A 26,100-nucleotide genomic window follows, 5' to 3' on the forward strand; every position below is an offset into this window, starting at 1 on the left:
GGCATGCGAAACAGCAACGTCCTCATCTCCGGCGCCGGCATCGCGGGCCCCGCCCTGGCCCACGGGCTCATCCGCTACGGCTGCACCGTCACCGTCGTCGAGCGAGAAGGCCCTGGCCCTGCGTCCCCGGCGGCCAGGCCGTCGACTTCAAGGGTGAGACCCACCAGACCGTGCTGCGGCGCATGGGACTCATGGACGAGGTGCGCCGCCTGCAGACAGGCGGCACCGACCAGGAGACGGCCACGGCCGGTACGCCGGCTGGGTGGAGCGCAAGGGCGTCGTCGTCACCGTGATGGCCGGCCGGCCCCTCGTGCCAGAGCTCGCCAGGATCATCAAGGGCATCAAGCTCTGAGCCGGCCGACCGCCCCGTCCACGCGCAGCTTCGGCATCTCGTCCAGCAGGGGGAGGTGGGCCTCGTCGGGACCGAGGTGCCAGTCCTGGACGGGCACCAGGCCGGGCCCGATCAGCTCGAATCCGTCCAACAGCCGCAGCACCTCGTCCCGTGTGCGGAACCGGGCCTGCGCGGGCGAGCCCGCCGTCGCCATCTGGAGCTGGGCGATGGCGTCAGCGGAGCTCTCGGCCATGGCGTGGGAGACCACCAGGTGGCTGCCCGGCGCCATGCGCTTCCTGAAGGCGGCCACGATGCCGGCCGGGTCCTCCTCGTCCATCACGAAGTGCAGCACCCCGACCATCAGCACGCACACCGGCTGGTCGAAGTCGATCAGCCCCGTGACGTGCGGGTCGGCCAGGATCTCCGCCGGATGGCGCAGGTCGGCCTGGATGCCGGCGACGCCCGGGGCGTCGGCCAGCAGCACCTGGGCGTGCAGCCGCACCACGGGGTCGTAGTCGACGTAGATGACCCGGCAGGCGGGGCTCACCGTGCGGGCGGTCTCGTGGATGCTGGGCGAGGTCGGGATGCCGGTGCCCAGGTCGAGGAACTGCCGGATCCCCTGCTCGGCCAGGTGCCGGACCGCCTCGACCTGGAAGTGGCGGTTGGCCCTGGCGACGAGGCGGGTGTCGGGGGCGACCGCGAGCAGCTTCTCGGCCACGGCGCGGTCGATCGCCACATTGTCCTTGCCGCCGAGCAGGTAGTCGTACACCCTGGCGGAGCTCGGGACACTCGGGTCCACACCGGGCGGAACGCGTTCTAGCTCGGTCACGGGTGGCCGTCTCCTTCGCCGCGAACAACTTGGGCGACATATTACTAGCTGGTTTCCGGCCGCCGCGCGACGTGCCCATCGGCCGGTCAGACCGGCTGAATAGAACACGTTCTCACTTCACCGCGTATCCGCAGGGAGGAATGCCGGGATTTTGCTGACACCGGTGCACCTCCGGAAACACTAGTAGCGTCGTCCACGCAAGCAGTGGGTCCTTCCCCGGACGGACCTGAAATACAGCCGCCCGACCGATGCGCTCAGGGCCCGAGCCTGTGCATCCTGGTGGGGACGGGTCCGGTGCGGGGCTCGTTCCGGACCTGAGAGGAGCCACGAGGGCATGGACTACGCGGCAGGCCGCCCGACCGTGATCTTGGACAACGGTGTCGTCGGCAGGGTCATGCTGGCCCATTCATACCGGCGCGACCTCGTGCTGGTGCTCGGCATGGACGGCACCCTGCTGAGCTGCCAGCTGGACGACATCGCCTGCGTGGTCGGCGGCAAGCCGCTGTGCCGCGACGGCTGAGCCCGCACAGGCCGGGCCAGGTCCGGGCTAGGCCCGGTTGACGATGCCGCCGAGCAGTTCGGCCGCCGCGAAGTCGTTGGTGAGCCGGTTCTTGGTCAGCGCGAACGCGATGCCGGTCGCCGTGTCGGCCCAGGCGGCGCTGCCGCCCGCCCCCGGCACCCCGAAGACGGTCGGGCTCTCCTCGGCCGTGGAGGCCGGGCCGCCGATGCCGAAGCCCAGGCCCCACGTGGAGGGCATGCCGAAGACCTCGTCGATGCCGCTCGACACCGCGGCAGTCGCCTCGCGCAGCCGCTCGGACGCGATCAGCCGCGTCCCGTCCACCTCTCCGAGCAGCGCCGCGTACATCCGCGCGATGGCCCTGGCCGAGGTCTTGCCCCCGGCGGGGATGTCGGCCGACAGATAGTCGGGCCGGCTGCCCAGCTCCGCGTTCGGCATCAGCGTCATCGGCCCCGCCTTGAACATCGGCAGGTCCGCCGGCATCTCCCCGAACGCCGACATGTCCATCGGCACGTCCTCCAGCCTCGCCAGCCGCGAGTGCTCCTTCTCCGGCATCCCGAAGTAGAGCTCGTCGGCCACGCCCAGCGGGCCCGCCACGTCCTCCCGCAGCACCTGGGAGATGGGCTTGCCGGTCGCCCGCCGGACGATCTCGCCGACCAGGAACCCGAACGTGTAGGCGTGGTAGCCCACCTTGGTGCCCGGCTCCCACCACAGCTCGGCGTCCTCCAGCGCGGCGACCATCTTGCCCCAGTCGCAGACGTCCTCGGGCGTGGTGTCGAGCGGCACTCCGGGCACGCCCGCCGTGTGCGACAGCACGTGCCGTACGGTGACGCCCTCCTTGCCGTGCCGCGCGAACTCCGGCCACAGCTCGGCCACCGGGGTGTCGTAACCGAACAGCCCCCGCTCGGCCAGCACGTGCGCGACGGTCGCGGTGGCGCCCTTGCCGATCGAGAAGTTGTAGAACGGCGTGTCGGGGGTGACCGGCCGCCCGGTCTCCGGGTCGGCCACGCCCGCGACCACGTCCACGATCTGGACGCCGTCCCGGTAGACGGCCACCTGGAGGCCGCGTTCCTCGCCGGACTCGACCAGCCTGTCGGCCGCTTCCTGCACCTGCTGCTGAAGGTCGCTCATGACGTCTCCATCCTTGTTCATCTTCGGAACTAGACGGTACAGTACTCACATCAGTACGGAACTGTCTAGTACTCTGTTTTCGTCGGACGAGAGAGGGCGGTCATGGCAGCGGAAGAGGACGGCCGGGCGGCACGCAAGCGCAGGCAAATCCTGGAGGCGGCGCTCCCGGTGTTCCTGCGCAACGGCTACGTCGGCACCAGCATGGACGAGGTGGCCTCACTGGCCGCCGTGTCGAAACAGACCGTCTACAAGCACTTCACCGACAAGGAGCAGCTCTTCACCAGCATCATCATGGACACCACCGGCCAGGTGGAGGGGCTGGCCAAGATGATCACGGCGACCCTCGACGACAGCGATGACCTGGCGAAGGACCTCGGCGAGCTGGCCCGCCGCTTCCTCGACCAGCTCATGCGGCCCGAGCTGCTGCGGCTGCGCCGGCTGGTGATCGCCGAGGCCGACCGCTTCCCCGACCTCGGCCGCACCTGGTACGAGCAGGGCTTCGAGCGCTCGCTCAAGACCATGGCCACGGCCTTCGAGCGGCTGGCCGGGCGTGGGCTGCTGCGCGCGGACGACCCGCAGCTGGCCGCCGAGCACTTCGTGGGCCTGCTGTTGTGGATCCCGGTCAACAAGGCCATGTTCTGGGGCGGCGCCGACCACTACACGGAGGCCGACCTCGACCGCCTCTCGGAGTCCGCCGTGGCGGTGTTCCTGCGCGCGTACGCTAGCCCAGAAAGCGCTTGAGCCCGCCGGCCAGGGCGGTGGCCATGCGCTGGCGGAAGGCCGGGTCGGACATCTTGGCGGCGTCGCCCTTGTTGCGCATGTTGCCGCACTCGATGAACACCGCCGGCCGCTTCGACAGGTTCAGCCCGCCCAGGTCGGTGCGGGTCTGCAAGCCCTGATTGGCGGTGTAGGTGGCGTACGGCATGCCGGTGCCCTTGCGGTAGGCGTCGCGGATGTCGTGCCCGAGCCTGCGGGACGGCTTGATCACGTCGTCGTTGTGCCCGGGCAGCAGCCCCGGCATGATCACGTGGAACCCGTGCCCGTCCGGCGCGGCGCCGTCGCCGTGGATGGACAGCACGGCGTCCGCCCTGGCCTCGTTGCCGATCGCGGCCCGCTCGGTGACGCACGGGCCCACGCCCTTGTCGTCGGGCCGGGTGAGCACGACCTTGGCGCCCATCCCCTCCAGGATCGGCTTGAGCCGGCCGGCGACGTCCCAGGTGAAGGCGTGCTCCGGGTAGCCGGCGTCGGTCTGGGTGCCGGTGGTGTTGCACGCCTTGCGGCCGGTGATGATGTCGACCTGCCGGTTGATCTCCTCGGGGTGCGCGGCGTTGCCGCCGTTGTGCCCCGGATCGATCACCACGACCTTCCCGGCCAGCGGGCTCGGGGCGGGCGACCGGGTGCCCGGCGACTGGGTGGCGGGCGGCGAGGCGGGCAGCGCCGCCTCCTGCGCCGCGGGCACCGCGCCGCCGCCGCATCCGGCGGACAGCACGGCCAGCGTGACCAGTGCCACGGTTCCGGTGCGGTAGGCGCGCATGGCATCGACCGTACCCGGCACCGGCCGGGATTCCCAAGACCCGCCTTGACCTGGTATTTCGTGTCGGCTAGCGGTCCCCGGGCAGCGGGGGCTCGTCGCGCTTGCGGATCAGGTACGGGGGCATCGCCAGCGCGTGCAGGCCGGTCTCCCGCAGGGTCTCGATCGAGTGCTCCGGCGCCTCGGTCAGCGGCTGCCCCGGGCCGTTGAGCGAGGTGTTGATCAGCACCGGCGTGCCCGTGCGCTCGTTCCACCTGGTCAGCAGGGTGTGCAGGAACGGAGTGCTCTCCCGCTCGACCGTCTGCGGCCTGGCCGTGCCGTCCACGTGCGTGATCCCCGGCAGCCGGTCCCGGTGTTCCGGCCGGACGGCGGCGGTGTACTGCATGAACGGGGCCGGGCGGTCCAGCTCGAAGATCCGCTCGGCGTGGTCGGCCAGCACCAGCGACGCCAGCGGCCGGAACCACTCGCGCCCCTTCACCTCGAAGTTGAGGTAGTCCTGCAGGTCCGGGTTGCGCGGGTCGCCGAGGATGCTGCGGTTGCCCAGCGCCATCGGGCCCGACTCGCTGCGGCCCCGGTGCAGGCCCACCACGCGGCCGCTCTCCAGCAGCCCGGCCAGCTCGTCCACCAGGTTCTCGGGCCGCTCGGCGTACAGGTCGGCGGGCAGGCCGCGCACGGCCGCCTCGATCTCGCTCTCGTCCGGGTGGGGGCCGAGGAAGTCGTCCGTCCAGCGGAAGCGGCTGTCCACGCCGAGGCAGGTGATGAGCCCGTACAGGGCACAGCCCACAGCGGTGCCGCCGTCGTGCGGGGCGGGCGGGACGAACACCTCGCGGAACGGGGACTCGCGGACGAGCCGGCCGTTGGCCGCGCAGTTCAGGGCCGCGCCGCCGGCGAAGGCCAGCGCGTCCAGGCCAGTCCTGGCGTGCAGCCACCCGGCCACCTCGGCCAGCGCCCGCTCGAAGGCACGCTGGCCGGCGGCGGCCAGGTTCGCGGCCCGGCGGAACTCCTCGCCGCCCGGCTCGTACACGAAGGCGTCGCGGCGGGTGAACGTCCTGGTCCAGGCGGGCGGGATGTGCACCTCGTGGTCGCGTACGTCGAGGTCGGGCAGGGCGAGCGCGTCCGGGTCGCCGAACTGTGCCAGCCCCATCACCCTCGCCTCGTTGCCCTCACCCTCGGGCCACAACAGCTTGGTCAGCAGCGCGTAGAAGCAGCCGAGCCCGGCGGGCCTGGACCAGTCCCCGTCCCAGAGCTGCTTGGCCAGGCATTCGATCCGGCCGCGCGCGCACCGGTAGAACGAGGCGACCTCCAGCAGGTCGCCGCCCGTGCCCGGCGGCAGGTCGACGTGCTCGGTGAAGTCCCTGACCCGGCTGCCCTGCGCGCCGATCACCAGCCCGGCCGCCGCCTCGAACGGCGAGGGGTAGAACGCGCTGTAGAGGTGCGAGAGGTGGTGCGAGACCAGCACGATCGGCGCGCCGTCCTTGAGCCCGAGCGTCTCGCGCATCTCCTGCTGGTACGCGCACACGTGCTCGATCTCGGTGTCGGAGGAGTATCCCTCCACGACCAGGTCCACCGGCTCCTTCAGCAGCGGCATGGCCGGAAGGTAGCGGTCGGGCAGGTCGCCGAGGCGGCCCCAGTGGTGCTTGCGGCGGCTGATCCGCTCCTTCTGCAGGCTGTACATGCCTGACTCGCCCACCGCGACGGCTATGGAACCATCCTGGGTGCGATTTATACCGACAACAATGGGAAAGTCCGCCATTCCCGTGCCTCCTGATCGTGATCACGGGCACCGATACCCCACGCCAGAACAAGTGGATCTCCCAACCGCGTAAGGGACACGTCAGCTCTTACCGGCAGAGCGTGTCCTGGCCCGGGCGGCGGCCGGTGACCAGGAAGTCCGTCACCGTCGCGTCCCCGCAGGCGTTGCCGTTGGCCAGGTAGCTGCCGTGCCCGCCGGCGTCCACGCTCACCATGCGCGCCCGCGCGCCGAACGCCTCCCGCATCTTCAGCGCCCCGCTGTGCGGCGTGGAGGGGTCGCGCAGGTTCTGCACCAGCAGCACGTTCGACGGGCCTCGGGAGGTCACGCGGACCGGGCGCTCGGCCGGACGGTACGGCCAGAACGCGCACGGCCCGATGTTGACCGGCATGCCCGCCGTGAGCGGGTAGGCCGCCCGCTCCCGATCCACCGCCCGCTGGATGACGGCGGGCGAGCCGGGCCATTCGACGTCGTTGCAGAGCGTGCCGGCGGCCGTGGCGGCGGTGTTCTGCAGGATCTCGTCCGGCGGGGTGGCGGCCGGGGGCAGCGTGGCCTTCGTCAGGGCGGCCTTCATGAGCGCGGCCAGCCCCGGGAAGCCGGTGTCGGAGTAGAGGGCGTTCAGCGTGGTCTCGCGCAGGGCGTTGCCGGTGAGCTGCGGCGGGTTGGCGCCCGGCCAGGGCAGCGGGTCGCGGTCGAGGCGGACGGCCAGGTCCAGCACGGTACGGCGGACCGCCCCGGGGTCGGCGCCGAGGCCGTACTCGCCGTCGCGGGCGGCCACCCACTTCGCGAAGTCCGGAAAGCGGTCCTCCATGCCGATCGCGTAGTTGGCCAGCCAGGCGCGGGCCACCTTCCTCGGGTCGGGATCGTCGTTGCTGTCGAGGACGACGCGGTCGGTGCGCTCGGGGAACATCGTGGCGTACACGGCCCCGGCGTAGGTGCCGTAGGAGACGCCCCAGTAGGACAGGCGCTCCTCGCCGAGTGCGCGCCTGATGGCGTCGATGTCCCTGGCCTCGTTGCGGGTGCTGATGTGGCGCAGCAGCGGGCCGCCGTTGCGCGCGCACGCCTCGGCGATCCTGCGGGACCAGGCGACGTTCTCGGAGATGTCGCCGTCGGCCGCCGGGTACGGCTTGAGCCGGGTGAAGGCGGTGTCCTCCCTGGCCAGCCCGCAGGAGGCGGGGGTGCTCCTGCCGACGCCGCGCGGGTCGAAGCCGATCAGGTCGTAGCGGTCGAGCACCTCCTTGGGCAGGCGGGCGGCGTACGTGCTGGGGCGGGACAGCCCCGGGCTGCCCGGGCCGCCGGGGATGAGCAGCAGCACGCCCCGGCGCAGGCCGGGCCTGGCCGTCCGGATCCTGGAGACGGCCAGGTCGATCGTGCCCCTGTCCGGGGAGGCGTAGTCGAGGGGCACCTTGAGCGTGGTGCACTCCAGGCCATAGGTTCCGCAGGACGCCCATTCCGGCTGGGTCGCCCGGGCTGGGGTGGCGAGGGCGGTCATGGAGACGAGGGCGGTGGCGCCGATCGCGAGCAGTCGTTTCATGAGGAAAGACTGCTGGTCAGCGGGGGTACCGGACCATGGACGCGATCATCGATCGACCATGACCTCATCATGAACCGGACATCGCCCCAGGCCACCAATAAATATGGATAAATCATCATATTGCGCGCTAATGCCACCGCTTTTCCAGCTTGCCGGCAAATGGGTCTAGCCGGGTTCCGGCGTTCTTGATAGATATTTCGGCTGGTGGCGTCCTGCCGCCTGGTTGTCCTATATAGCTGATAATGAGCGGACCGATTCAAGGTGCTGGCCGATGATTTCTTCCTCCTCTCCTGGGACACCACCGGCTCGGGCAAATCGCGCCTGCACGAGCAGGGGGTGGCTCTGGGGCTGGCCGGCGCGCTGATCGGGGAGCTGGTGCTGCACCAGCGGGTCGCCGTGCGCGGCGTGCGGCTCGACGTGACCGACGCGCGGCCGGTCAAGGAGAACGTGGCCGACAAGGTGCTGGCCGATCTCGGGAATTCGCCGCACCATACCGACGTGCGTACCTGGCTGGCCTATCTCGCACAACGTTCGGTCGAAGAAGTGAGCGGGCGGCTGCGGAACGACGGGCTGCTCGTACGCGAGGCCCCGAAAATCCTCAAACGCAAACAATGCCGCTTTTTCGCCACCGACTTCAGCCGGGCCATGTGGCCCATGGCCCGGCTGCGGCTGGCGCTGGCGCAGTGCCGGCCGCTGTCGCCGCAGGACATGGCGCTGGCCACGCTCATGGACGCCTGCGGCCTGACCGACACCGTGCTCGACGACCCGGACGACCGGCGGGCCGCCCGTCACTACCTGACCACGCTGCTGGCCACCATGCCCCAGCCGCTCAGCGACCTGAGCCGCCAGGTGAACGCGGCCGTGGGCGACGCCGTACTGACCTATCGCACCTGACCCTCCGCACCCCCCTGGAAGGACCATGACGCGTACCGCAACTCCCGGTGCCGGAACCGATCCGGTCGCCGGCGCGCTCGCCGCCAACCGCCTCGGCGCGCCCTCGGTCGTCTACTTCGTCCTGTCGGCCGCCGCGCCGCTCACCGTCGTCGCCGGGGTGATCACCAACGGCTACGCCGTCACCGGGATCACCGGGCTGCCGATCGCCTTCCTGGTGGTGGGGGCCGTGCTGGCGGTGTTCGCGGTCGGGTACGTGGCGATGGCCCGGCACATGGCCAACGCCGGCGCGTTCTACACCTACATCACCCGAGGGCTGGGCCGGCCCGCCGGCATCGCGGCCGCCTGGGTGGCGCTCATCGCGTACAACGCGCTGCAGGTGGGCCTCTACGGCGTGTTCGGGGCGGCGGCGACGCCGCTGCTCGAAGCCTGGCTGGGGATCACGCCCGCCTGGTGGCTGGTCTCGCTGGTCGCCTGGGCGCTGGTCTCGGTCCTGGGCCTGATGCGGGTGGACGTCAACGGGCGGCTGCTGGCCGTGCTGCTGACCGCCGAGGTGGCGGTCATCCTCCTGTTCGACCTGGCCGACCTGCTCAACCCGGCGGCGGGCTACCCCGTCGAGACCCTCTCGCCGTCCGCGCTGTTCGTGCCGGGCGTGGGGGCGCTGCTGGTGCTGGCGACGCTCGGGTTCGTCGGGTTCGAGTCGTCCGTGGTGTTCTCGGAGGAGAGCCGCGAGCCGCGCCGGACGGTGCCGCTGGCCACGTACGCGTCCGTGGCGATCATCGCCGTCGTGTACGCCCTCTCGGCGTGGGCCATGACGGTCGCCACCGGCCCGGGCAACATCGTGGCCACCGCGCGGCGCGACCAGGCGGACACCATCTTCGTGCTGGCCCAGGGGCACCTGGGCACGACCGTGGTGGACATCGCCAGGGTCCTCTTCGTGACCAGCGTCTTCGCCGCGATGGTCTCCTTCCACAACACCACCGCCCGCTACTTCTTCGCGCTCGGCCGCGAGCGGGTGCTGCCGGCGGTCTTCGGGCGCACGCGGCCCCGCAGCGGGGCGCCCCAGGCGGGCTCGATCGCGCAGTCCGTGCTCGGGCTGGCCGTCATCGTGCTGTACGCGGCCCTCGGCCTCGACCCGCTGGTGCAGCTCTTCTTCTACGGCGGCTCGTTCGGCGGCCTCGGCGTGCTGCTGCTGATCTTCGTGACCTCCATCGCGATCATCGTGTTCTTCGCCCGCGAGCCGAGCGGCGAGACCCTGTCCCGGCGGCTGGTCGCGCCCGTGCCTGCCACGATCGCGCTGGCCGTGATGGTGTGGCTGGCGCTGGACAACTTCTGGGCGCTGCTCGGCGTGGACCAGGGCGACCCGCTGGCCTGGCTGCTGCCCGCCGCCTACGGCGTGGCCGCCGTGCTGGGCGTGGTGTGGGCCCTGGTGCTGCGCGCCCGGCAACCCGGCGTCTACGCTGCGGTTGGGATGGGCGCCAAGGCGGCCACGTCCGCCGGCGGCGCCCAGGACACCGCATGACCGAGGAGAGGAGACCTGGGTTCATGGGAGACACCTTCGCGGCCTGGCCGCCACTCGACCGCACCGCGGGCGAGGCGTTCGCGATCCGGCCCGCCGTGCGCGCGGCCACGACCGCGGACGCCGGGCGGGCCGCCGAGCTCGTCGCGACCGCTTTCGCCGGGCTGAGGCCCATGGCGTACCTGGTGCCCGACCGCCGGTCGCGACACCGGATCATGACCGCCAACTTCCGCATCTTCGTCGACCACGCCCTCGAACACGGGGAGGTCCATCTCATCGACGACGCGGCGGTCGCCGTGTGGTTCCCGCACACGTCTCCGCTGCCCGGACCGCTCGACTACGACCGCCGGCTGGCCGAGGCCACGGGCGAGTGGGTCGAGCGCTTCCGGGTGCTGGACGACCTGTTCGAGAAGAACCATCCGTCGTCGCCGCACCACTACCTGGCCTTCCTGGCGGTGCACCCGGACCGGCAGAACCAGGGGCTCGGCACCGCGCTGCTGCGCTACCAGCACGCCCGGCTGGGCGGGCTGCCGGCGTACCTGGAGGCCAGCGACCCGCGCAACAGGGACCTGTACGTGCGGCACGGCTACGAGGCGCGGGAGCCGTTCGCGTTGCCGGACGGGGCGCTGTTCTGGCCGATGTGGCGGCCTGGTTCACCCTGATTCGCGGCGGTTTGTGAGGCGTCACAGATTTGACCGCCGACATTTACTCCGCTGTCCAGTTCACAGAATGACGAGCATGGCTCATCGTTTGTCTGCGAATCGAACCGCGACCAGTGGAGAGCCGCCATGCGCCGCCGTACGTTCATCACAGCCATGTCCGCGTCGGTGGCCTTCTCGGGGGCGGTGTGGCACGAGGCGGTGGCCTCGGTGTCGGCGGGGGCGAGCCCGTACGGGCCGCTCGGCGCGCCCGACGCCAACGGCATGGCGTTACCCGCCGGGTTCACCGGCCGCGTCGTGGCCAGGTCGGGCCGGAGCGTCGGAGGCACGCTCTGGCACCCGGCCCCCGACGGCGGCGCCTGCTTCGCCGACGGCACCGGCTGGATCTACGTGTCCAACTCCGAGGTGCCGCTGATCGGCGGGGCCTCGGCGATCAAGTTCAGGGCGGACGGCTCCATCGAGCGCGCGTACCGGATCCTGAGCGGCACCAACCTCAACTGCGCGGGCGGCGCGACCCCGTGGAACACCTGGCTGTCGTGCGAGGAGATCTTCCGCGGCCGGGTCTACGAGACCGACCCGTACGGCGCCCGCTCCGCCCAGTCCCGCCCCGCCATGGGCCGCTTCAAGCACGAGGCCGCCGCCTGCGACCCCGACCACCGGGTGATCTACCTGACCGAGGACGAGTCCGACGGCTGCTTCTACCGCTTCACGCCCACGACCTGGGGTGACCTGTCCAGCGGCCGGCTCGACGTGCTGTGCGGCCTCGGCGGCGACGCCGTGGAGTGGCGCCCGGTCCCCGACCCGTCGCCCGCCGTGCTGGAGCGCCAGACCAGGCACCAGGTCTCGGCCGCCCGGCACTTCAACGGCGGCGAGGGCTGCCACTACGCGGCGGGCATCTGCTACTTCACCGCGAAGGGCGACCGCAGGGTCTGGGCGTACGACACCGCCCGCCAGACCGTGACCGCCGTCTACGACGGCACGGGCACGCTCGACGGCGTGGACAACATCACCGGCCGCCCGTCGGGCGATCTCTACGTTGCCGAGGACGGCGGCAACATGGAGATCAACATCATCACGCCCGACGGCGTCGTGGCCCCCATCATGCGCCTCGACGGCCAGGCGAGCTCGGAGATCACCGGCCCGGCCTTCTCCCCTGACGGCAGCCGGCTCTACTTCTCCTCCCAGCGCGGCACCAGCGGCGAGGCCGCGGGCACCGGAGGCATCACGTACGAGGTGACCGGCCCCTTCCGCCGCTGACCGACCACGGATTCCGCACCCCCCACCCCTGCCGGAAGGAGTCCTCATGGTCCGACGGATGATCATCATGCTCGCCGCGGTCTGGCTCGCTCTGGGCCTCGCGCCGCCCGCCCACGCCGCACAGGCGGAGGTGTACGTGGCGCTGGGCGACTCGGCCGCCTCGGGACCGCTCGTGCCGAACCAGATCGGCCCCGACTACGGCTGCTGGCGCTCCGACCGCAACTACGCCCGCCTGACCGCCCAGGCCATCGGCGCGGCCACGTTCCGCGACGTGACCTGCTCCGGGGCGGACACCCGGGACATGTACGAGTCGCAGAGCACCGACCTCGGCGACGTGGCGCCCCAGCTCGACGCGCTGAGCCAGGACACCACGCTGGTCACGGTGCAGATCGGCGCGAACGACCTCGGGCTGACCGACTTCATCGAGGACTGCCTGAATCTGCTGCCCCCGCCGGTCGGCGACGCGTGCAACGACGACTACATCGTGAACGGCCAGGACAAGTGGCGGGTCGAGACCGACGCGCTGCGGCCCCGGCTGACCACCCTGGTCGGTGACATCCGCGCCCGCGCCCCGCAGGCCCGGGTCTTCGTCGTGGGCTACGCCACGTACGCGCCGCCCAACGGCTGCTACCCGCGTGTCCCGATCATCCGGTCGGACGCCAACTACATCAGGGCCACGCTGACGTACTTCAACCAGATGCTGGCCGAGCAGGCCGCCGCCGCGGGGGTGGGCTTCATCGACCTGCAGACCCCGAGCGTCGGCCACGACCCGTGCACGGCGCCCGGCGTGCGGTGGATCGAGCCGTACGTCCCGGCCTCGCCCGCCGCGCCGTTCCACCCGAACGCGCTCGGCATGCGCGGCTTCGCCACCACGGTGACGGCCGCGGTCACCGAGGTCCTATGAGGTGCCTCACCGGAGCCCGGTGAGACGGCGGGCGGCCAGGGCCGCCCCGATCCGCTGAAGGTGCGCCGGGTCCACCGGGTCGAGCCCGGTCAGGCTGACGGCCCGGCGCAGGCGGTAGTCCACGGTGTTCGGGTGCACGTGCAGCAGCTCGGCGGTGCGCCGCCGGTCGAGGCCCGTGTCGAGGTACACCGTGAGCGTCCTGAGCAGGTCGGGGTTGTCGAGCAGCGGGTCGAGCAGCCCCGCGAGCAGCGCCGTGGCCTGGCTCGACCGGGTGAGCTGGTATTCGAGCAGCACGTCGGCCAGCCGGTAGGCGCCCGGCGGCTGCTCGAAGACGCGTACCACCTCCAGCACCTCCTCCGCCAGCCGCGCCGCCGCCGGCACCCCCTGCGGCGGCGCGCACTCGGCCGCCAGCCACACCGGCACGCCCGCCGCCTTGCCCGCCGCCGCCGCCAGCTCGCCGACCGCGGGCTCCGCACCCTGGTGTGGTTCGCCGGGTTCCTGGAGCGGCTCGCCGACGGCCGGTTTCGTGCCCTGGAGCGGGACCAGCACGAGCCCGCCGGTCGTGTCGAGCGCGGGCAGCACCGGCTCGGCCACGTGCCGCTGGAGCGCGGTGCTGATCCGGTGCAGCTTGCGGCGCGCGGCGATCGCGCCGCCGGGCCCGTCCTCGTCGGGATGCCGGCCGGCCGCGACGGCCAGGACCAGGTAGCGCGGCGCCAGCCGGACCCCCGCCAGGGCCGCCCGGTCACCGGAGAGCAGCGCGGAGACGGTGGCGTGCATGGCGTGCTGCTCCTGGCTGAGCAGGCTCTCGCGCTCCTCCAGGTAGGCGGTGCCCACGGCGGTCGTCGCCGCCTCCATGTAGAGCAGGATGATCCGCCCGGCCTCCAGAACGTCGCTCACGTCCCCCGGCCCCGCCCCGGCGAACAGCTCCTCCCACACCATGCGGGCCCCGAGGTGGTAGGCCGCGAGCAGGGCTTCGAGCGGCACCCCCTCCTGGGCGCGGCGGGCCGCCGACTCGCGCAGCGGCGCCAGGTCGGCCCTGGCGGGCGGGCGGCGGTCGCGGATGACGCGCGAGATCAGGCGCAGGTTGTGCTCGGTGATGGCCGTGATGTCGCCGTCGAGCGCCTCCTTCGGCAGCCGCCGGTAGAGGGGGATCTGCTCGGCGAAGCCGCGTACGAGCCGTCTGGCCAGCCTGGCGGCCTGGCGGTCGAGCAGCTCGTGCAAGGGGCACCCGGCCAGGGTGAGGGCGCGGACCACGCTCGAACCCTCCCAGAACATCCGGAATTGGTGAAGCCCCGCCGGGACGCGGCGGGGCTTCATGCCGGATCGGTCACAGGCCGGTCAGCTTGAGCTTGACCCGGTAGGAGTAGAAGGTCTCGTGGGTGCCGTCGATGTAGTCCTCCTCGTAGTCGACCGCGCCGACGGCGAGCGGGGCGCACACCGAGCCGTGGGCGACCACGGAGCCGAGGCTGTCGCCCATGCCGACGGCGGGCGGCTGGACCTCGCGCAGGTTGAAGGACACGGTCCCCGTGCTGGTGACGACGGTGGACGGGTACCCGAAGTCGCCGGGGTCGCCGTCGCCGCCGTTGTACATGTTGTAGTAGCCGTTGTTGGGGAACAGGTTCCCGCCGACCAGGAAGCGGAGCTCGTCCTTCCCGTCCCTTTCGGCGATGTTGAGATTGTCGATGTCATAGAGCTCCACGCGGCACTGGCTGGCCGCGGCGGCCGGGCTCGCGGCCAGCGCGGCCGGCACCGCCAGCCCCGCCACCAGTCCGAGCGAGACGATCAGCTTGTGAGAGCGCATGCTGTCTCCTTCGAGGGCTTTCACCGGTGTCTCGCGACGATCGCGAAACACGGCCTCAGGCTGCGGCAGGCCGCGTGAGCGCATCGTGAGAGCCCAGGTCAGTAGTGGAGAGCACATGCCGTACGTACCGTTTGACACAGTCGGGAGGCCGGCTCGCGCCTACCCTCCGGCACTATGGGAGACTCGCTGACCCTGCTGTTGCTGGGCACGCCTGACCTGTCCGTCGGCGGGGCACCTCTGGGCATCCGCTCCGCCAAGAGCCGCGCCCTGCTCTGCTATCTCGCCGCCACCCCCGGGCCCCGCTCCCGGACCGAGCTGGCCGGACTGCTGTGGGGCGAGCGCCCCGACGCCAACGCCCGGGGCAGCCTGCGCCTGGCGCTGTCGGAGCTGCGCAGGGAGGTGGGCGGCTGGCTCGACATCACCCGCGAGCACGTACGCTTCCGCGCCGGCGACGGCTGCTACGTCGACTACCGGGAGCTCACCCGGGCCGTGACCGTGGCGCGGGCGCTGCGGCTGTGGCGCGGGCCGTTCATGGACGGGGTCTCCTTCTGTGACGCGCCCGCCTTCACCGGGTGGCTGGAGTGCGAGCGGCAGCGGGTGCGGCAACTGCTGCGCGGGCTGCTCGTACGCTCCGGGGACGGGGACGAACCCGACCGGACGGTACGGCTGGCGCGCCTCGTGGCCACGCTCGATCCGTACGACGAGGAGGCGCACCGGCTGCTGATGTCGGCCCTGGCCCGGGCGGGCAACCGGGCGGCGGCGCTGGCCTGCTACGACGAGCTGCGGCGGCGGCTGGCCGACGAGCTGGGCGTGTCGCCCGCGCCGGAGACGGTGGCTCTCCGGCGGGACCTCGTGCCCCGGCCGGTGCCCGCGCGTCGCGCGGCCGTGCCCGTGCCCGGCACGGAGCTGGTCGGCCGGGCGGCCGAGGTGGACCGGCTGCGGGCGCTGCTGGCCCGCGAACGCCTGGTCACCCTGCTGGGGCCGGGCGGCATCGGCAAGACCCGGCTGGCCATCGCCGCCGCCGCCGCGGACGAGACCCGGCCCGGCGCGGAGACCCCAATCGCGCCGAGAGCGGGAGCCGCCTGCGCGCCGAGGACGGAGACGGTCTCCGTGCCGAGAGCGGAGACGGCATTCGTGTCGTTCGCCGGGGTGCGGCCGGAGGCGGCCGTCACCACGCTCGCGCGCCGCCTGGGCGTGGATCTCTCACCGCCGCGCCCCGCCGCGGAGCTCCTCCTGTCGGCCCTCGCCACGCGTCACCTCCTCCTCGTCCTCGACAACCTCGAGCACCTTCCCGCCTTCGACCGGGTCATCGGCGAGATCCTGCGCACCGCCCCGGCCGTGCGGATCCTGGCGACGAGCAGGCGGCGGCTGAACCTGCCCGGCCAGGTGACGGTCGCCGTGCAGGGCCTGCCGGCGCCGGCCGCCGAGTCCCTGTTCGTGGCCAGGGCGCTCGCCGCCCGGCCGGCGTTCGACCCGGAACGCGAGGCCGCGCGCGTGGCCGCGATCTGCGCCGCCACCGGGGGCCTGCCCCTGGCCATCGAGCTCGCGGCCGGCCTGCTCCGGGCCGTGCCGTGCGCCGACCTGGCCCAGCGCCTCGGCGTGGACCCCGGCCTGCTGTCCGCCGCCGGGCCCGCCGCCCGCGCGCGGCACGCCTGCATGCGCACGGTCTTCGAGACGTCCTGGCGCCTGCTGGAGCCGGCCGCGCAGGAGGCCCTGGCGGCGCTGTCGGTGTTCAGGGGCGGCTGCACGCTGTGCTCGGCCCTGGAGGTGGCCGGCACCACTCCCGAGGTGCTGGTCCTGCTGGTCGACCAGAGCATGATCGAGCTCACGCCCGCCGGCCGCTACACCATCCACCCGCTCGTCCAGCAGTTCGCCGCCGCCCGCCTCCCGGAGGGCTCCCCGGTGCGGGCCCGTCACGCCGCCCACTTCGCCCGCCTGCTCGACCGGCACGCCCCCGCCCTCCACGACGCCTCGGACACCGAGGTCACCGACGTGCTAGGCGCGGAGATGGACAACATCCGGCTGGCCTGGACGGTCTCCGGCGAGCCCGGCTTCCTGGACCGCTACTGGACGCTGTGCCTGCGATTACGCCTGTACGAGGAGTCCGGGACCGTCGTGCGCCGCCACCTCGCCCGTCCGGGGCAGCCGGCGCACCTGCGGGCGCGGTGGTCGTGGATGGCCGGGGTCAGCGCGTACCAGATGGCCAGGGAGCGCGAGGCCGCTCAGCTGGCGAAGCAGGCGCTCGCCATTCTCGGCGAGCCCCTGCCCGACTCCCCCGCCGCCCGCGTCGCCGCGATGACGCGCGCCGCGGCCCGCCAGGCCGCACACCGCCTCCTGTCCCTCAGCGGATCCGGCGGTGGCGAGCGCCGTTTCGCGTCGGCCGCGCGGACGGATCCGGCGGGTCCCGAAGCCGCGCAGGCGCTGACGCTGCTGGCCAGGCTCGCCTACCACCAGCATGACCTGCCCACCATGCTGGTGGCCTCGCTGCGCCAGCTCAACGCCGCCGAGCGGGCGGACGACCCCGCCCTGCGGGCCGAGGCCTACGCGAACTTCGCCACGATCGGCCGCATGGCGGGACGCCATGGCCTGGCCGACCGCTACGGCAGGCTCGCCGACCGCGCCCTCGCCGGCATCGGGCACCCCACCGACGCCGCCAACCGCGCCCTGCTGGCACGCGGCCTCGACCAGCTCCATTCGGGCGCGTTCGACGCCGCCCACCGCTCGTTCACCGAGGGCAGGGCCAGGACGCTCGACCCGCGGATGGCGGAGAACTGCGCGGGCATGCTGGCCGAGACCGCGCTGTGGCGGGGTGACTTCGGGGTGGCGGCGGAGTTGTTCGCGGAGACGGAGGAGCTGTCCGTCAAGCGCGTGGGCGGGGACGACATCGGCCGTTACTGGTGCCTGACGGGCAGGGCGGAGGCGCTGCTGCGGGTGGACGGGGTGCCGGTGGAGCACGTCCGGGAGCTGGTGGCGGCGGCCCGCGCCTCGACCGACCGGCGCGTCGCGTATGAGAAGGAGCTCGGCCTCCGGGACGGGCGGGTGATGCGGATCGTGCAGGACATGCGCCTGCTGACCACCACCGCCCGCCTCGACCTGCTGACCGCCCCTACCCGTCTTGACCCGCTGACCGCCCCCACCCGTCTCGACGCGCTGACCGCCCCCACCCGTCTCGACGCGCTGACCGCCTCGACCCGCCCGGACCGCCCCACGCCCCGCCAGGCGCTGGTGGACGCGCTGGCGCTGGCGGAGCGGCTGCCGGCGGCCCAGCCCGGCATGCTCGAATGCTGGGCCGGCCTCGCCGAGCTGCTCTGGTCGCTGGACCCCTGGCCGGACAGGGCCGTCGCGCGCCGCCTCGCCGCCCACCTGTCCCGGTACGCGGCCCGAAACCCGGGGGCGGCGGCCAGGATCGGCTGGGCCCGCGCCCTCGCGCTGGCCACGGCGGGCAAGGACAGGGCGGCGAGGAGGGCGGCCGAGCACGCCGTGGCCGCCGCCGACCGCCTGGAGGCACCGTACGACCGCCGCAGGGCCGAGGAGGTCGCCCGGCACCTCGGCCGCGCACCTCACGGACAGGACACTCGGACCATCGCACCTCACGGACAGGACACTCAGGCCATCGCACCTCACGGACAGGACGCTCGGACCATCGCACCTCACGGACCGGACGCTCGGACCATCGCACCTCACGGACCGGACGCTCAGCCCCGACCACCCGTCGCGCACCGCGGACAGGACACTCAGTCCAAGGGGCCTATCGCCCCCACCGCGCGACCAGGACCGGCCGTGCCGGAAGGCCGGTCGGTGCTTCCCGGGCGACCCACCGGGTGAGCACCGCCCGGTGGGCGGTCTGCGCGCCCGTTCGCGGATCGATCGCGAAGGCACCGAACAACGTGCTCGTCTCCAGCCCGGCGGCCACGGCCCACAGCTCCTCCCGCCCGGCACCCCTCGCCCGGAGAGCGCAGTGGGTGGCGATGATCGCCGCGGCCACCGCCTGCACGGCGGGGTAGTCGGGCAACCGCCCCGCCCGGGCCCGATAGGCGTCCAGGAACTCGCGCTCGGAGATCCCCAGGCAAGCCTCACCCCCGCTGCCGGGGAACCACTGCCCGACACCGTAGATCCCGCCCGGCTCGTCGATAGCCTCCCCGAACTCCCGCACCCCGGCCGCCACGGCGCACACGACCCGCGAGCCCGCCCGGGCCCGCCTGATCACCTCGACGTCCTCGTCGAAGGACCCCGCGCAGAGAAGATTCCACGGCCCGCCGGCCGGCACCTCACCGGGACCCGCGCGGGTCACCGGGATGCCCGCCTCGCCCGCCAGCCGCTCCGCCCCCTCGGCCACCTGACGCCCGAAGCGGCCCCTGCCCTGGACGATCAGCAGCCGCGTCCGGTCGCCGCCGTCCGCCAGGTGCCGGATGAAGGGCTCGGCATAACGGCCGGCCGGTGCCGGTATCGACACGACATGGCCGGGATACGCCGTCTCGACGTCATCACCGGAACCCCCGTGATTCCAGACCAGCCGGTCCAGCTCCGCCGCGACGCGCCCCGCCCGGCGCATGAGCTGCGTCGAGTACGGCCCCAGCAGCAGGTCGCACCGCCCCGCCAGCCGCCGTACGGCACCCTCCAGCACGTCCGGATCGCTGCGATCGTCCTCGACGAGCACGTCCACGGACACGCCGAGAGCCCCCCAGACCTCCAGCCCGAGCGCCGCCTGCCGGCCGAACCGGGCGTGCCGGCCGGACAGGGACAGCGGGACCCCCACCCGGAGCCGGCGGTCAGGGGACACGGCCCCTCAGGTTCGCGACGCGCACAGGCTCCCCCTGCCCGCCGGGGCGTGAAAGTTTCACAGTCTTCCGGGCCCGGCGGTGCGCAGCCGTTGACGGCGCGGCGGCGGGAAAGGAGGATCGGATTCGCGCCATTTTTGGGAGCGCTCCCAACTCCTGAAGGACCTCCATGACCCGATGCCGGGCCGCCTTACTGGCCCTCCTCACCATGGTCGCCCTGTCCCCCGCCACAGCCGCGCACGCGGCCGCCGACGAGGGACCCGAGCAGATCGTCAACGGCACCTTCGACACCGGCACCGCCCCCTGGTGGGGCACCGGCAACGTCACCCTCGCGGTGGACGACGGCCGGCTGTGCGCCGACATCCCCGGCGGCACCGCCAACCCGTGGGACGTCATCATCGGCCAGAACGACATCCCGCTGGTGGAAGGCGAGACGTACGCCTACCGGTTCTTCGCCGCAGCGACCCCGGCCAAGGTCGGCCGGGCGCTGATCCAGCTACCGGTGGACCCCTGGACCCAGTACCTGTCGGCCGCGCCGGAGATGAGCGTCTCGGGCAACAGCTACTCCTACACGTTCACCGCCCCCGCGTCGCTGCCGAACGCCCAGGTCGTGTTCCAGCTGGGCGGCAGTGTCGAGCCCTGGAGGTTCTGCATGGACGACGTGTCGCTCAAGGGCGGCGCCGAACCCGAGGTCTACGAGCCGGACACCGGCCCGCGCGTGCGCGTGAACATGGTCGGCTACCTCCCCGCCGGGCCCAAGAAGGCCACGGTCGTCACCGCCGCGACCGAGGCCCTGGACTGGGAGCTCAGGAACGCCGAGAAGGAGACCGTGGCGAGCGGCCGAACCACCCCCAGGGGCGTGGACGCCAGCTCCGGCCAGAACGTGCACACGCTCGACTTCGGCGCGTACCGCAAGCCGGGCGAGGGCTACACGCTGACGGCCGACGGCGAGACGAGCAGGCCGTTCGACATCAGGGCGGACATCTACGACCGGCTCCCGTCGGACGCGCTGAAGTTCTACTACACCCAGCGCAGCGGGATCGAGATCCTCGACAGCCTCCGGCCCGGGTACGGCCGGCCGGCCGGTCACGTCAACGCCGCGCCGAACCAGGGCGACGTGGACGTGCCGTGCCAGCCCGGCGTCTGCGACTACACGCTGGACGTCAAGGGCGGCTGGTACGACGCCGGCGACCACGGCAAGTACGTCGTCAACGGCGGCATCTCCGTCCACCAGCTCATGGCCGCGTACGAGCGGGACCGGGCGGCGTTCACGGACGGCCAGCTGAACATCCCCGAGAGCGGCAACGGCCGGCCGGACATCCTGGACGAGGCCCGCTGGGAGCAGGAGTTCCTGCTGAGCATGCAGGTGCCGGACGGCAAGCCGTACGCCGGGATGGCGCACCACAAGATCCACGACCAGAACTGGACCGGCCTCCCCCTGCTGCCCCACCTGGACCCGCAACTGCGCGAGCTGCACCCGCCCTCCACGGCCGCCACGCTCAACCTGGCCGCGACGGCGGCGCAGGCGGCCCGTCTGTACGCCCCGTACGACGCCGAGTTCGCCGCCAGGAACCTCAAGGCGGCCCGCAAGGCGTGGGCGGCCGCCAGGGCGAACCCGGAGAAGTACGCCGACCCGAACGACGGCACCGGCGGCGGCGCCTACAGCGACGGTGACGTGAGCGACGAGTTCTACTGGGCGGCGGCCGAGCTGTACATCACGACGGGCGAGAAGGAGTTCAGGGACTTCGTGCTGGCCTCGCCGCACCACACCGGTGACGTCTGGCGCGAGCGCGGCTTCGACTGGGGCAACACTGCCCAGCTGGGCCGCCTGGAGCTGGCCACCGTACCGAACGCGCTCCCCGACCGGGCACGGGTGCGGCAGTCGGTGGTCGAGGGTGCCGAGAAGTATCTCGCGATCCAGAAGGAGCACCCGTACGGGCTCCCGTACAACCCGCCGGACTTCGACTGGGGCTCCAACAACCTGGTGCTGAACAACCTGGTCGTCGTGGCGACGGCGTACGACCTGACCGGCCAGGAGAAGTACCGGGCGGCCGTCCGCGAGGGCATGGACTACATCCTGGGCCGCAACGCGCTCAACCAGTCGTACGTGACCGGCTACGGCGAGGTGGCCTCCAAGAACCAGCACAGCCGCTGGTACGCCCGCCAGCTCGACCCCGAGCTGCCCAACCCGCCGATCGGCACGCTGGCCGGCGGCCCGAACTCCAGCATCCAGGACCCGCTCGCGCAGCGCCTGCTCCAGGGCTGCAAGCCGCAGTTCTGCTACATCGACCACATCGAGTCGTGGGCCACGAACGAGCTGACCATCAACTGGAACTCCCCGCTGGCCTGGGTCTCGGCGTTCCTGGCGGACAAGAGCGAGCGCTCGGACTGCCGGGTAGGCTACTCGGCGCACGGCTCGTGGCCCGGCGGGTTCACCGCGCAGGTCGTGATCGAGAACACCGGCAAGCAGGCCGTGGAGGGCTGGAGCCTGCGCTGGTCGTTCCTGAGCGGCCAGCGGGCTGGGCACGCCTGGGGCGCGACCCTGGCGCAGTCGGGCTCGGTGGTGACGGCCAAGGCGCTGGGCTGGAACGGCAAGATCAAGCCGGGCCAGAAGGTGACGTTCGGGTTCAACGGCACGAACGCCGCCGGTCCGAACCCGGCGCCCGAGGTGTTCCACCTCAACGGCGCGCGCTGCAAGTAGCACCGTGATCCCCTGGGCGTACGCCCGGTCGCCGTACGCCCAGGGGATGCCGCGGTGAGCCGTTCGGGGCCGGGAAACGTCCAAGAGGGCATGAGGATCTGGAGAATCGTGCTCCTGCCCGTGCTCCTGCTGGCACTGAGCACGTCCATGGCCCCGGCGGCGCAGGCCGGGGTGGCGCCGAAGAAGGCGCTGGTGGACTTCCGCAAGCAGGGCGGCTTCGCGGGGCTGGACGACCGGGTGATCGTCTACGGCAACGGGTGCGTGCGGCTCAGCCGGCGTACGGGGCCGACCATCGACAAGTGCCTGACCGCCAAGGAGAAGCGCCTGCTGCGCGCCCACCTGAGGAGCCTGCGGATCGGGCGCTCGGAGGGGCAGCCGCCGGGGGCGGACTTCATCAAGTACACGCTGGCCTACGACAAGCGGCGGGCCAGCCGCTACACCCTCCCGGCGAGCTGGCAGCCGGTGGTCCGGCAGCTGGACCAGATCATGGAGAAGTACTGGGCGCCGGACTGAGCGCTCTCCATCAAGTGATTGACCGAGAGAGGGATACCGAACTACCTTCGGTCGCATGACCCCTGCGGAGAGCACACAGGCCGGCCTGATCCTCAAGGTCGCGACACAGCTGTTCGCGGCGCTCGGTTACGACGGCACCTCGACGCGCCAGATCGCCGAGGCCGCCGGGCTGAACATCGCCACCGTCAACTACCACGTGGGCGGCAAGCGGGAGCTGTATCTCGCCGTCATGGAGGCCGCGCACCGGGCGGAGAAGGCGGCGCTGGAGACGGCGCTCGGCCGGCTCCCCGGCGACGACCCCGTGACCGCCATCCACCGGCTGGCCGACGACTACCTCGACTTCTGCGTGGACAACCCCGAGGTGCCCGCCCTGTGGATGCACCGCTGGCTCTCCGACGCCAGCGACATCACCGAGCTGGAGCGCCAGTACGTCCAGCCGCTGCTGTCGGCGGTGACCGGCGCGCTGCGCCCCGCCGTCGAGACCGGGCTGATCTCCGCGGACGTGGATCTCGAATACACCGTCTGGACGGTCATCTGGTCCGTGCACGGCTTCGCCAAGGGCGGGGTGCTCGACGCCGAGGGCCGCCGCCGGGCCGCCGGCGACCGGGCCGCGCTGCGCCGCTTCCGCGCCCACCTGCACCTGACCCTGCACCGCACGCTCGGCCTGCCCGGCGACCCCCGGTGACCGCCGCGCGGCTGGGCCGGGACCGGCTGCTGGGCTACGGGATCGGTTCCGTCGGCACCGGCGTGTTCTCGGCGGTCCCGGGCCTGCTGCTCCTGTACTACCTGACCGACATGCTCGGCGTCCCCGCGGCCGTGGCGGGCGCCGTGCTGGTCGCGCCCAAGATCTGGGACGTGCTGCTCAACCCGCTGGTCGGCGCCGCCAGCGACCGCGAGGCCGTGCGGACGGGCCGCAGGACGCGGCTGCTGACGATCGGCTCGGTGACGTTGCCGGTGGCGTTCGCGCTGATGTTCGCGGTGCCGGGGGACGTCCCGGGGGCGGTCTGGGCGGGGGCGGCGTTCCTGGTGGCGGCCAGCGCGTTCGCCTGCTTCCAGGTGCCGTACGTGGCCCTGCCCGCCGAGATGTCGGCCGACCGGGGCGAGCGGACGCGGATCATGTCCTGGCGGGTGGTGTGCCTGACGGTCGGCATCCTGGTGGCCGGCGGGCTGGCCCCGGCAGTGGTCGATCTGGCGGGCGGGGGCCGGGCCGGGTACGCCGTGATGGGCGTGGCGATCGGCGCCGTCATGGCGGTGGCGCTGGCCGCCGCGACGCTGGCCACCCGCTGGGTGCCGTCCAGGCCGGGGCCCCGGCCGCTCGGCCCGGTGGCCGCCTTCCGCCTGGCCAGGGGCAACGTGCCGTTCTTCGTGCTGCTGGCGGCGTTCGTGACGCAGGCGCTGGCCGTGGCGGTGATGCTGGCCGGAGCGCCGTACGTGGCCTCGTACCGGCTGTCCGACTACGGGCTGACCTCGGTGATGTTCGTGTGCCTGGTCGGTCCGAGCATGCTGGCCGTGCCCGTTTGGGCCTGGCTGGCGCGCGTCCACGGGGCCGTGCGCTGCTACCTGGCCGCCTCCCTCGGCTTCTGCGGCGTCGCGGTGGCGCTGATCCCGGCCATCTCGGCGGGCGGCCTGGCCGCGACGCTGGTGCTGACCGCGCTGGCCGGGGTCTGCTACGCGGCGCTGCAACTGCTGCCGCTGTCGTTGCTGCCCGACACCGTGCACGCCGACGCCGCCCGCACGGGGCACGCGCAGGCCGGCGCGTTCACCGGACTGTGGACTGCGGGCGAGACCGCCGGGCTGGCGCTCGGACCGGGACTGTTCGCGCTGGTGCTGTCCGTGTCCGGGTTCGCGTCGGCACCGGTCGAGTCGCCGGTCGCCCAGCCGCCGGGCGCGCTGACCGGGCTGCTGCTCGGGTTCACGGCGCTGCCCGCGCTGCTCATGCTGATCAGCCTGCCGTTCGTCGTCCGGTACGGCCGGCTCGCCCCCACGAGGAAGAAGGAGACCGTGTGAATCTGCCCCCGGCCGGGAGGACCGCCGAAGACCTGCTGGCGGAGGTGGCCCGGCTCAAGGAGCACGACCTGCCCGTGCGCGGCGGCCAGGTGACCGCCTACGTCTACGACACCGGGCGGGCCGAGGTGAACGACGCCGCGACCCGGGCGTACCTGGAGATGCTGGAGGTCAACTGCCTCGACCCGACCGCGTTCCCCAGCGTGGTCGAGATGGAGCGGCAGGTCGTCGGCGCGGTCGCGGACTTACTCGGCGGCGGCCACGGCATCTTCACCAGCGGCGGCACCGAGTCGATCATGCTGGCCGTGAAGGCCGCGCGCGACCTGGCCGGCCGGGACCGCCCGAACCTGGTGCTGCCGGTCACCGCCCACCCCGCCTTCCACAAGGCGGCGCACTATCTCGGGGTCGAGGTGGTCGCCGTGCCGGTGGACCTGGAGACGTACAAGGTGCGGGCCCGCGACGTCGAGGAGGCGATCGGCGCCGACACCGTCCTGGTCGTGGCCTCCGCGCCGTCCTACCCGCAGGGCGTGATCGACCCCGTCGAGGAGATCGGCGCCGTGGCCGCGGCGGCGGGCGTGCAGTTCCACGTGGACGCGTGCGTGGGCGGGTGGCTGCTGCCGTGGTTGCGGGAGGCGGGGGCGGCGATCCCGCCGTTCGACCTGTCCGTGCCCGGGGTCACGTCGATCTCCTGCGACCTGCACAAGTTCGGGTACGCCCCCAAGGGCGCCTCCGTCCTGCTCTTCGCCGATCCGGCGATGCGCCGCAAGGCGTACTTCGCCTCGGCCGCCTGGCCGGGCTACACGATCATCAACGCGACCGTGCAGAGCTCCCGGTCGGCGGGCCCGCTCGGCGGCGCCTGGGCCACGCTGCAGGCGCTGGGCCGCGAGGGTTACGTGGAGCTGGGCCGGGCCACCCTGGAGGCGGCGGACCGGCTGCGCGAGGGCATCGCGGCGATCCCCGGCCTGCGCGTGCTGGGGGCGCCGGAGTCGTCACTGGTGGCGTTCGCGGGTGACGGGATCGACGTGTTCGTGCTGGCGGACGAGGCCCGGGCGCGGGGCTGGTTCCTGCAGCCGCAGCTCTCCTACGCCGGCATCCCGGCCAACCTGCACATCACGGTCACCGGGGTCACGCTGGCCGGGGTCGAGGCCATGCTGAAGGTGATCGCCGAGTCGGCCGCGGCCGCCCGCGAGCGCGGCCCCGCCGTGCTGCCCGACGGGCTGGTGGACCTGGTCGCGGGGCTGGACCTGGAGGCGCTGGACGACGCCACGTTCGCCGAGCTGAGCGCGTCGGTCGGGGTGGACCTGCGGCCGGGCGCCGGGCAACCGGAGATGGCGGTGGTCAACGCCGTCCTGGACGCGCTGCCCGCCGCCGCCAGAGAGGCGGTGCTGGTGCGGTTCCTGTCGATGATCTACAGCCGCTGACCCGCCGGTACGACGCCCGGGATCGTGCT

The 26,100-nt window shown here is 72.6% G+C and carries 21 protein-coding genes; 13 read left to right on the plus strand and 8 right to left on the minus strand.

Going from position 1 to position 26,100, the window contains the following annotated elements; translation table 11 throughout:
* Positions 1-341: 341 nt before the first annotated feature.
* Positions 342-1,160, minus strand: a complete 819-nt coding sequence (locus AB0J69_RS07780; protein ID WP_364114039.1) for an SAM-dependent methyltransferase — start codon at positions 1,158-1,160, stop codon at positions 342-344.
* Between the two features lie 334 nt (positions 1,161-1,494).
* Between AB0J69_RS07780 and AB0J69_RS07785 the strand changes: the two genes are divergently transcribed.
* Positions 1,495-1,680: a hypothetical protein gene (locus AB0J69_RS07785; RefSeq protein ID WP_364114041.1), complete on the plus strand. Its 186-nt coding sequence runs from the start codon at positions 1,495-1,497 to the stop codon at positions 1,678-1,680.
* Between the two features lie 27 nt (positions 1,681-1,707).
* Here the strand turns inward: AB0J69_RS07785 and AB0J69_RS07790 are convergent, their stop codons facing one another.
* Entirely contained in the window at positions 1,708-2,808 is a 1,101-nt protein-coding gene (locus AB0J69_RS07790; protein WP_364114043.1) for a serine hydrolase domain-containing protein, read from the minus strand.
* A gap of 102 nt (positions 2,809-2,910) precedes the next feature.
* Between AB0J69_RS07790 and AB0J69_RS07795 the strand changes: the two genes are divergently transcribed.
* A complete protein-coding gene (locus AB0J69_RS07795; protein ID WP_364114045.1) occupies positions 2,911-3,549 on the plus strand; it encodes a TetR/AcrR family transcriptional regulator in 639 nt (212 codons plus the stop codon).
* Here AB0J69_RS07795 and AB0J69_RS07800 read toward each other — a convergent pair.
* The 3 genes from AB0J69_RS07800 to AB0J69_RS07810 all read right to left on the minus strand — a co-directional run bounded on the left by AB0J69_RS07800 (position 3,530) and on the right by AB0J69_RS07810 (position 7,623).
* Positions 3,530-4,342, minus strand: coding sequence for an N-acetylmuramoyl-L-alanine amidase (locus AB0J69_RS07800; protein WP_364114047.1), 813 nt, complete (start codon positions 4,340-4,342; stop codon positions 3,530-3,532). The genes AB0J69_RS07795 and AB0J69_RS07800 overlap by 20 nt on opposite strands.
* Positions 4,343-4,409: 67 nt before the next feature.
* Positions 4,410-6,014 (minus strand): carbamoyltransferase C-terminal domain-containing protein, encoded by a 1,605-nt coding sequence (locus tag AB0J69_RS07805; protein WP_364114049.1) that lies wholly within the window; start codon positions 6,012-6,014, stop codon positions 4,410-4,412.
* Positions 6,015-6,180: 166 nt separating this feature from the next.
* Positions 6,181-7,623, minus strand: coding sequence for an alpha/beta hydrolase (locus tag AB0J69_RS07810; protein ID WP_364114051.1), 1,443 nt, complete (start codon positions 7,621-7,623; stop codon positions 6,181-6,183).
* Between the two features lie 261 nt (positions 7,624-7,884).
* Between AB0J69_RS07810 and AB0J69_RS07815 the strand changes: the two genes are divergently transcribed.
* The 5 genes from AB0J69_RS07815 (at position 7,885) to AB0J69_RS07835 (ending at position 12,853) form a co-directional block, all read left to right on the plus strand.
* Complete coding sequence (locus AB0J69_RS07815; RefSeq protein ID WP_364114053.1) at positions 7,885-8,517, plus strand: GPP34 family phosphoprotein; 633 nt, start codon at positions 7,885-7,887, stop codon at positions 8,515-8,517.
* Between the two features lie 25 nt (positions 8,518-8,542).
* Positions 8,543-10,036, plus strand: a complete 1,494-nt coding sequence (locus AB0J69_RS07820; protein WP_364114055.1) for an APC family permease — start codon at positions 8,543-8,545, stop codon at positions 10,034-10,036.
* A gap of 23 nt (positions 10,037-10,059) precedes the next feature.
* Positions 10,060-10,695, plus strand: coding sequence for a GNAT family N-acetyltransferase (locus AB0J69_RS07825; RefSeq protein ID WP_364114057.1), 636 nt, complete (start codon positions 10,060-10,062; stop codon positions 10,693-10,695).
* Between the two features lie 126 nt (positions 10,696-10,821).
* Positions 10,822-11,949 (plus strand): alkaline phosphatase PhoX, encoded by a 1,128-nt coding sequence (locus AB0J69_RS07830; protein ID WP_364114059.1) that lies wholly within the window; start codon positions 10,822-10,824, stop codon positions 11,947-11,949.
* Between the two features lie 46 nt (positions 11,950-11,995).
* Positions 11,996-12,853, plus strand: coding sequence for an SGNH/GDSL hydrolase family protein (locus AB0J69_RS07835; protein WP_364114061.1), 858 nt, complete (start codon positions 11,996-11,998; stop codon positions 12,851-12,853).
* Between the two features lie 6 nt (positions 12,854-12,859).
* Here the strand turns inward: AB0J69_RS07835 and AB0J69_RS07840 are convergent, their stop codons facing one another.
* Both AB0J69_RS07840 and AB0J69_RS07845 read right to left on the minus strand, forming a co-directional pair.
* Entirely contained in the window at positions 12,860-14,128 is a 1,269-nt protein-coding gene (locus tag AB0J69_RS07840) for a helix-turn-helix domain-containing protein (RefSeq protein ID WP_364114063.1), read from the minus strand.
* Between the two features lie 52 nt (positions 14,129-14,180).
* On the minus strand, positions 14,181-14,654 hold the full coding sequence (locus AB0J69_RS07845; RefSeq protein ID WP_364114065.1) for a hypothetical protein: 474 nt from the start codon (positions 14,652-14,654) through the stop codon (positions 14,181-14,183).
* Positions 14,655-14,828: 174 nt separating this feature from the next.
* Here AB0J69_RS07845 and AB0J69_RS07850 point away from each other — a divergent pair, with 174 nt between their 5' ends.
* A complete protein-coding gene (locus AB0J69_RS07850; protein WP_364114067.1) occupies positions 14,829-18,479 on the plus strand; it encodes a BTAD domain-containing putative transcriptional regulator in 3,651 nt (1,216 codons plus the stop codon).
* Here AB0J69_RS07850 and AB0J69_RS07855 read toward each other — a convergent pair.
* Positions 18,403-19,434 (minus strand): ABC transporter substrate-binding protein, encoded by a 1,032-nt coding sequence (locus AB0J69_RS07855; RefSeq protein WP_364114069.1) that lies wholly within the window; start codon positions 19,432-19,434, stop codon positions 18,403-18,405. The genes AB0J69_RS07850 and AB0J69_RS07855 overlap by 77 nt on opposite strands.
* 167 nt (positions 19,435-19,601) lie before the next feature.
* Between AB0J69_RS07855 and AB0J69_RS07860 the strand changes: the two genes are divergently transcribed.
* The 5 genes from AB0J69_RS07860 to AB0J69_RS07880 all read left to right on the plus strand — a co-directional run bounded on the left by AB0J69_RS07860 (position 19,602) and on the right by AB0J69_RS07880 (position 26,071).
* Complete coding sequence (locus tag AB0J69_RS07860; protein WP_364114071.1) at positions 19,602-22,133, plus strand: glycoside hydrolase family 9 protein; 2,532 nt, start codon at positions 19,602-19,604, stop codon at positions 22,131-22,133.
* A gap of 90 nt (positions 22,134-22,223) precedes the next feature.
* Positions 22,224-22,646, plus strand: a complete 423-nt coding sequence (locus tag AB0J69_RS07865; protein ID WP_364114073.1) for a hypothetical protein — start codon at positions 22,224-22,226, stop codon at positions 22,644-22,646.
* A 55-nt stretch (positions 22,647-22,701) separates the two neighbouring features.
* Positions 22,702-23,331 (plus strand): TetR/AcrR family transcriptional regulator, encoded by a 630-nt coding sequence (locus AB0J69_RS07870; protein WP_364114075.1) that lies wholly within the window; start codon positions 22,702-22,704, stop codon positions 23,329-23,331.
* Complete coding sequence (locus tag AB0J69_RS07875) at positions 23,328-24,653, plus strand: MFS transporter (RefSeq protein ID WP_364114077.1); 1,326 nt, start codon at positions 23,328-23,330, stop codon at positions 24,651-24,653. Before AB0J69_RS07870 ends, AB0J69_RS07875 begins: the two co-directional genes overlap by 4 nt.
* Complete coding sequence (locus AB0J69_RS07880; RefSeq protein ID WP_364114079.1) at positions 24,650-26,071, plus strand: aspartate aminotransferase family protein; 1,422 nt, start codon at positions 24,650-24,652, stop codon at positions 26,069-26,071. Before AB0J69_RS07875 ends, AB0J69_RS07880 begins: the two co-directional genes overlap by 4 nt.
* The last annotated feature ends 29 nt before the right edge of the window (positions 26,072-26,100 follow it).

The sequence above is a fragment of the Nonomuraea sp. NPDC049709 genome, assembly GCF_040674815.1.
Classification (GTDB): Bacteria; Actinomycetota; Actinomycetes; order Streptosporangiales; family Streptosporangiaceae; genus Nonomuraea.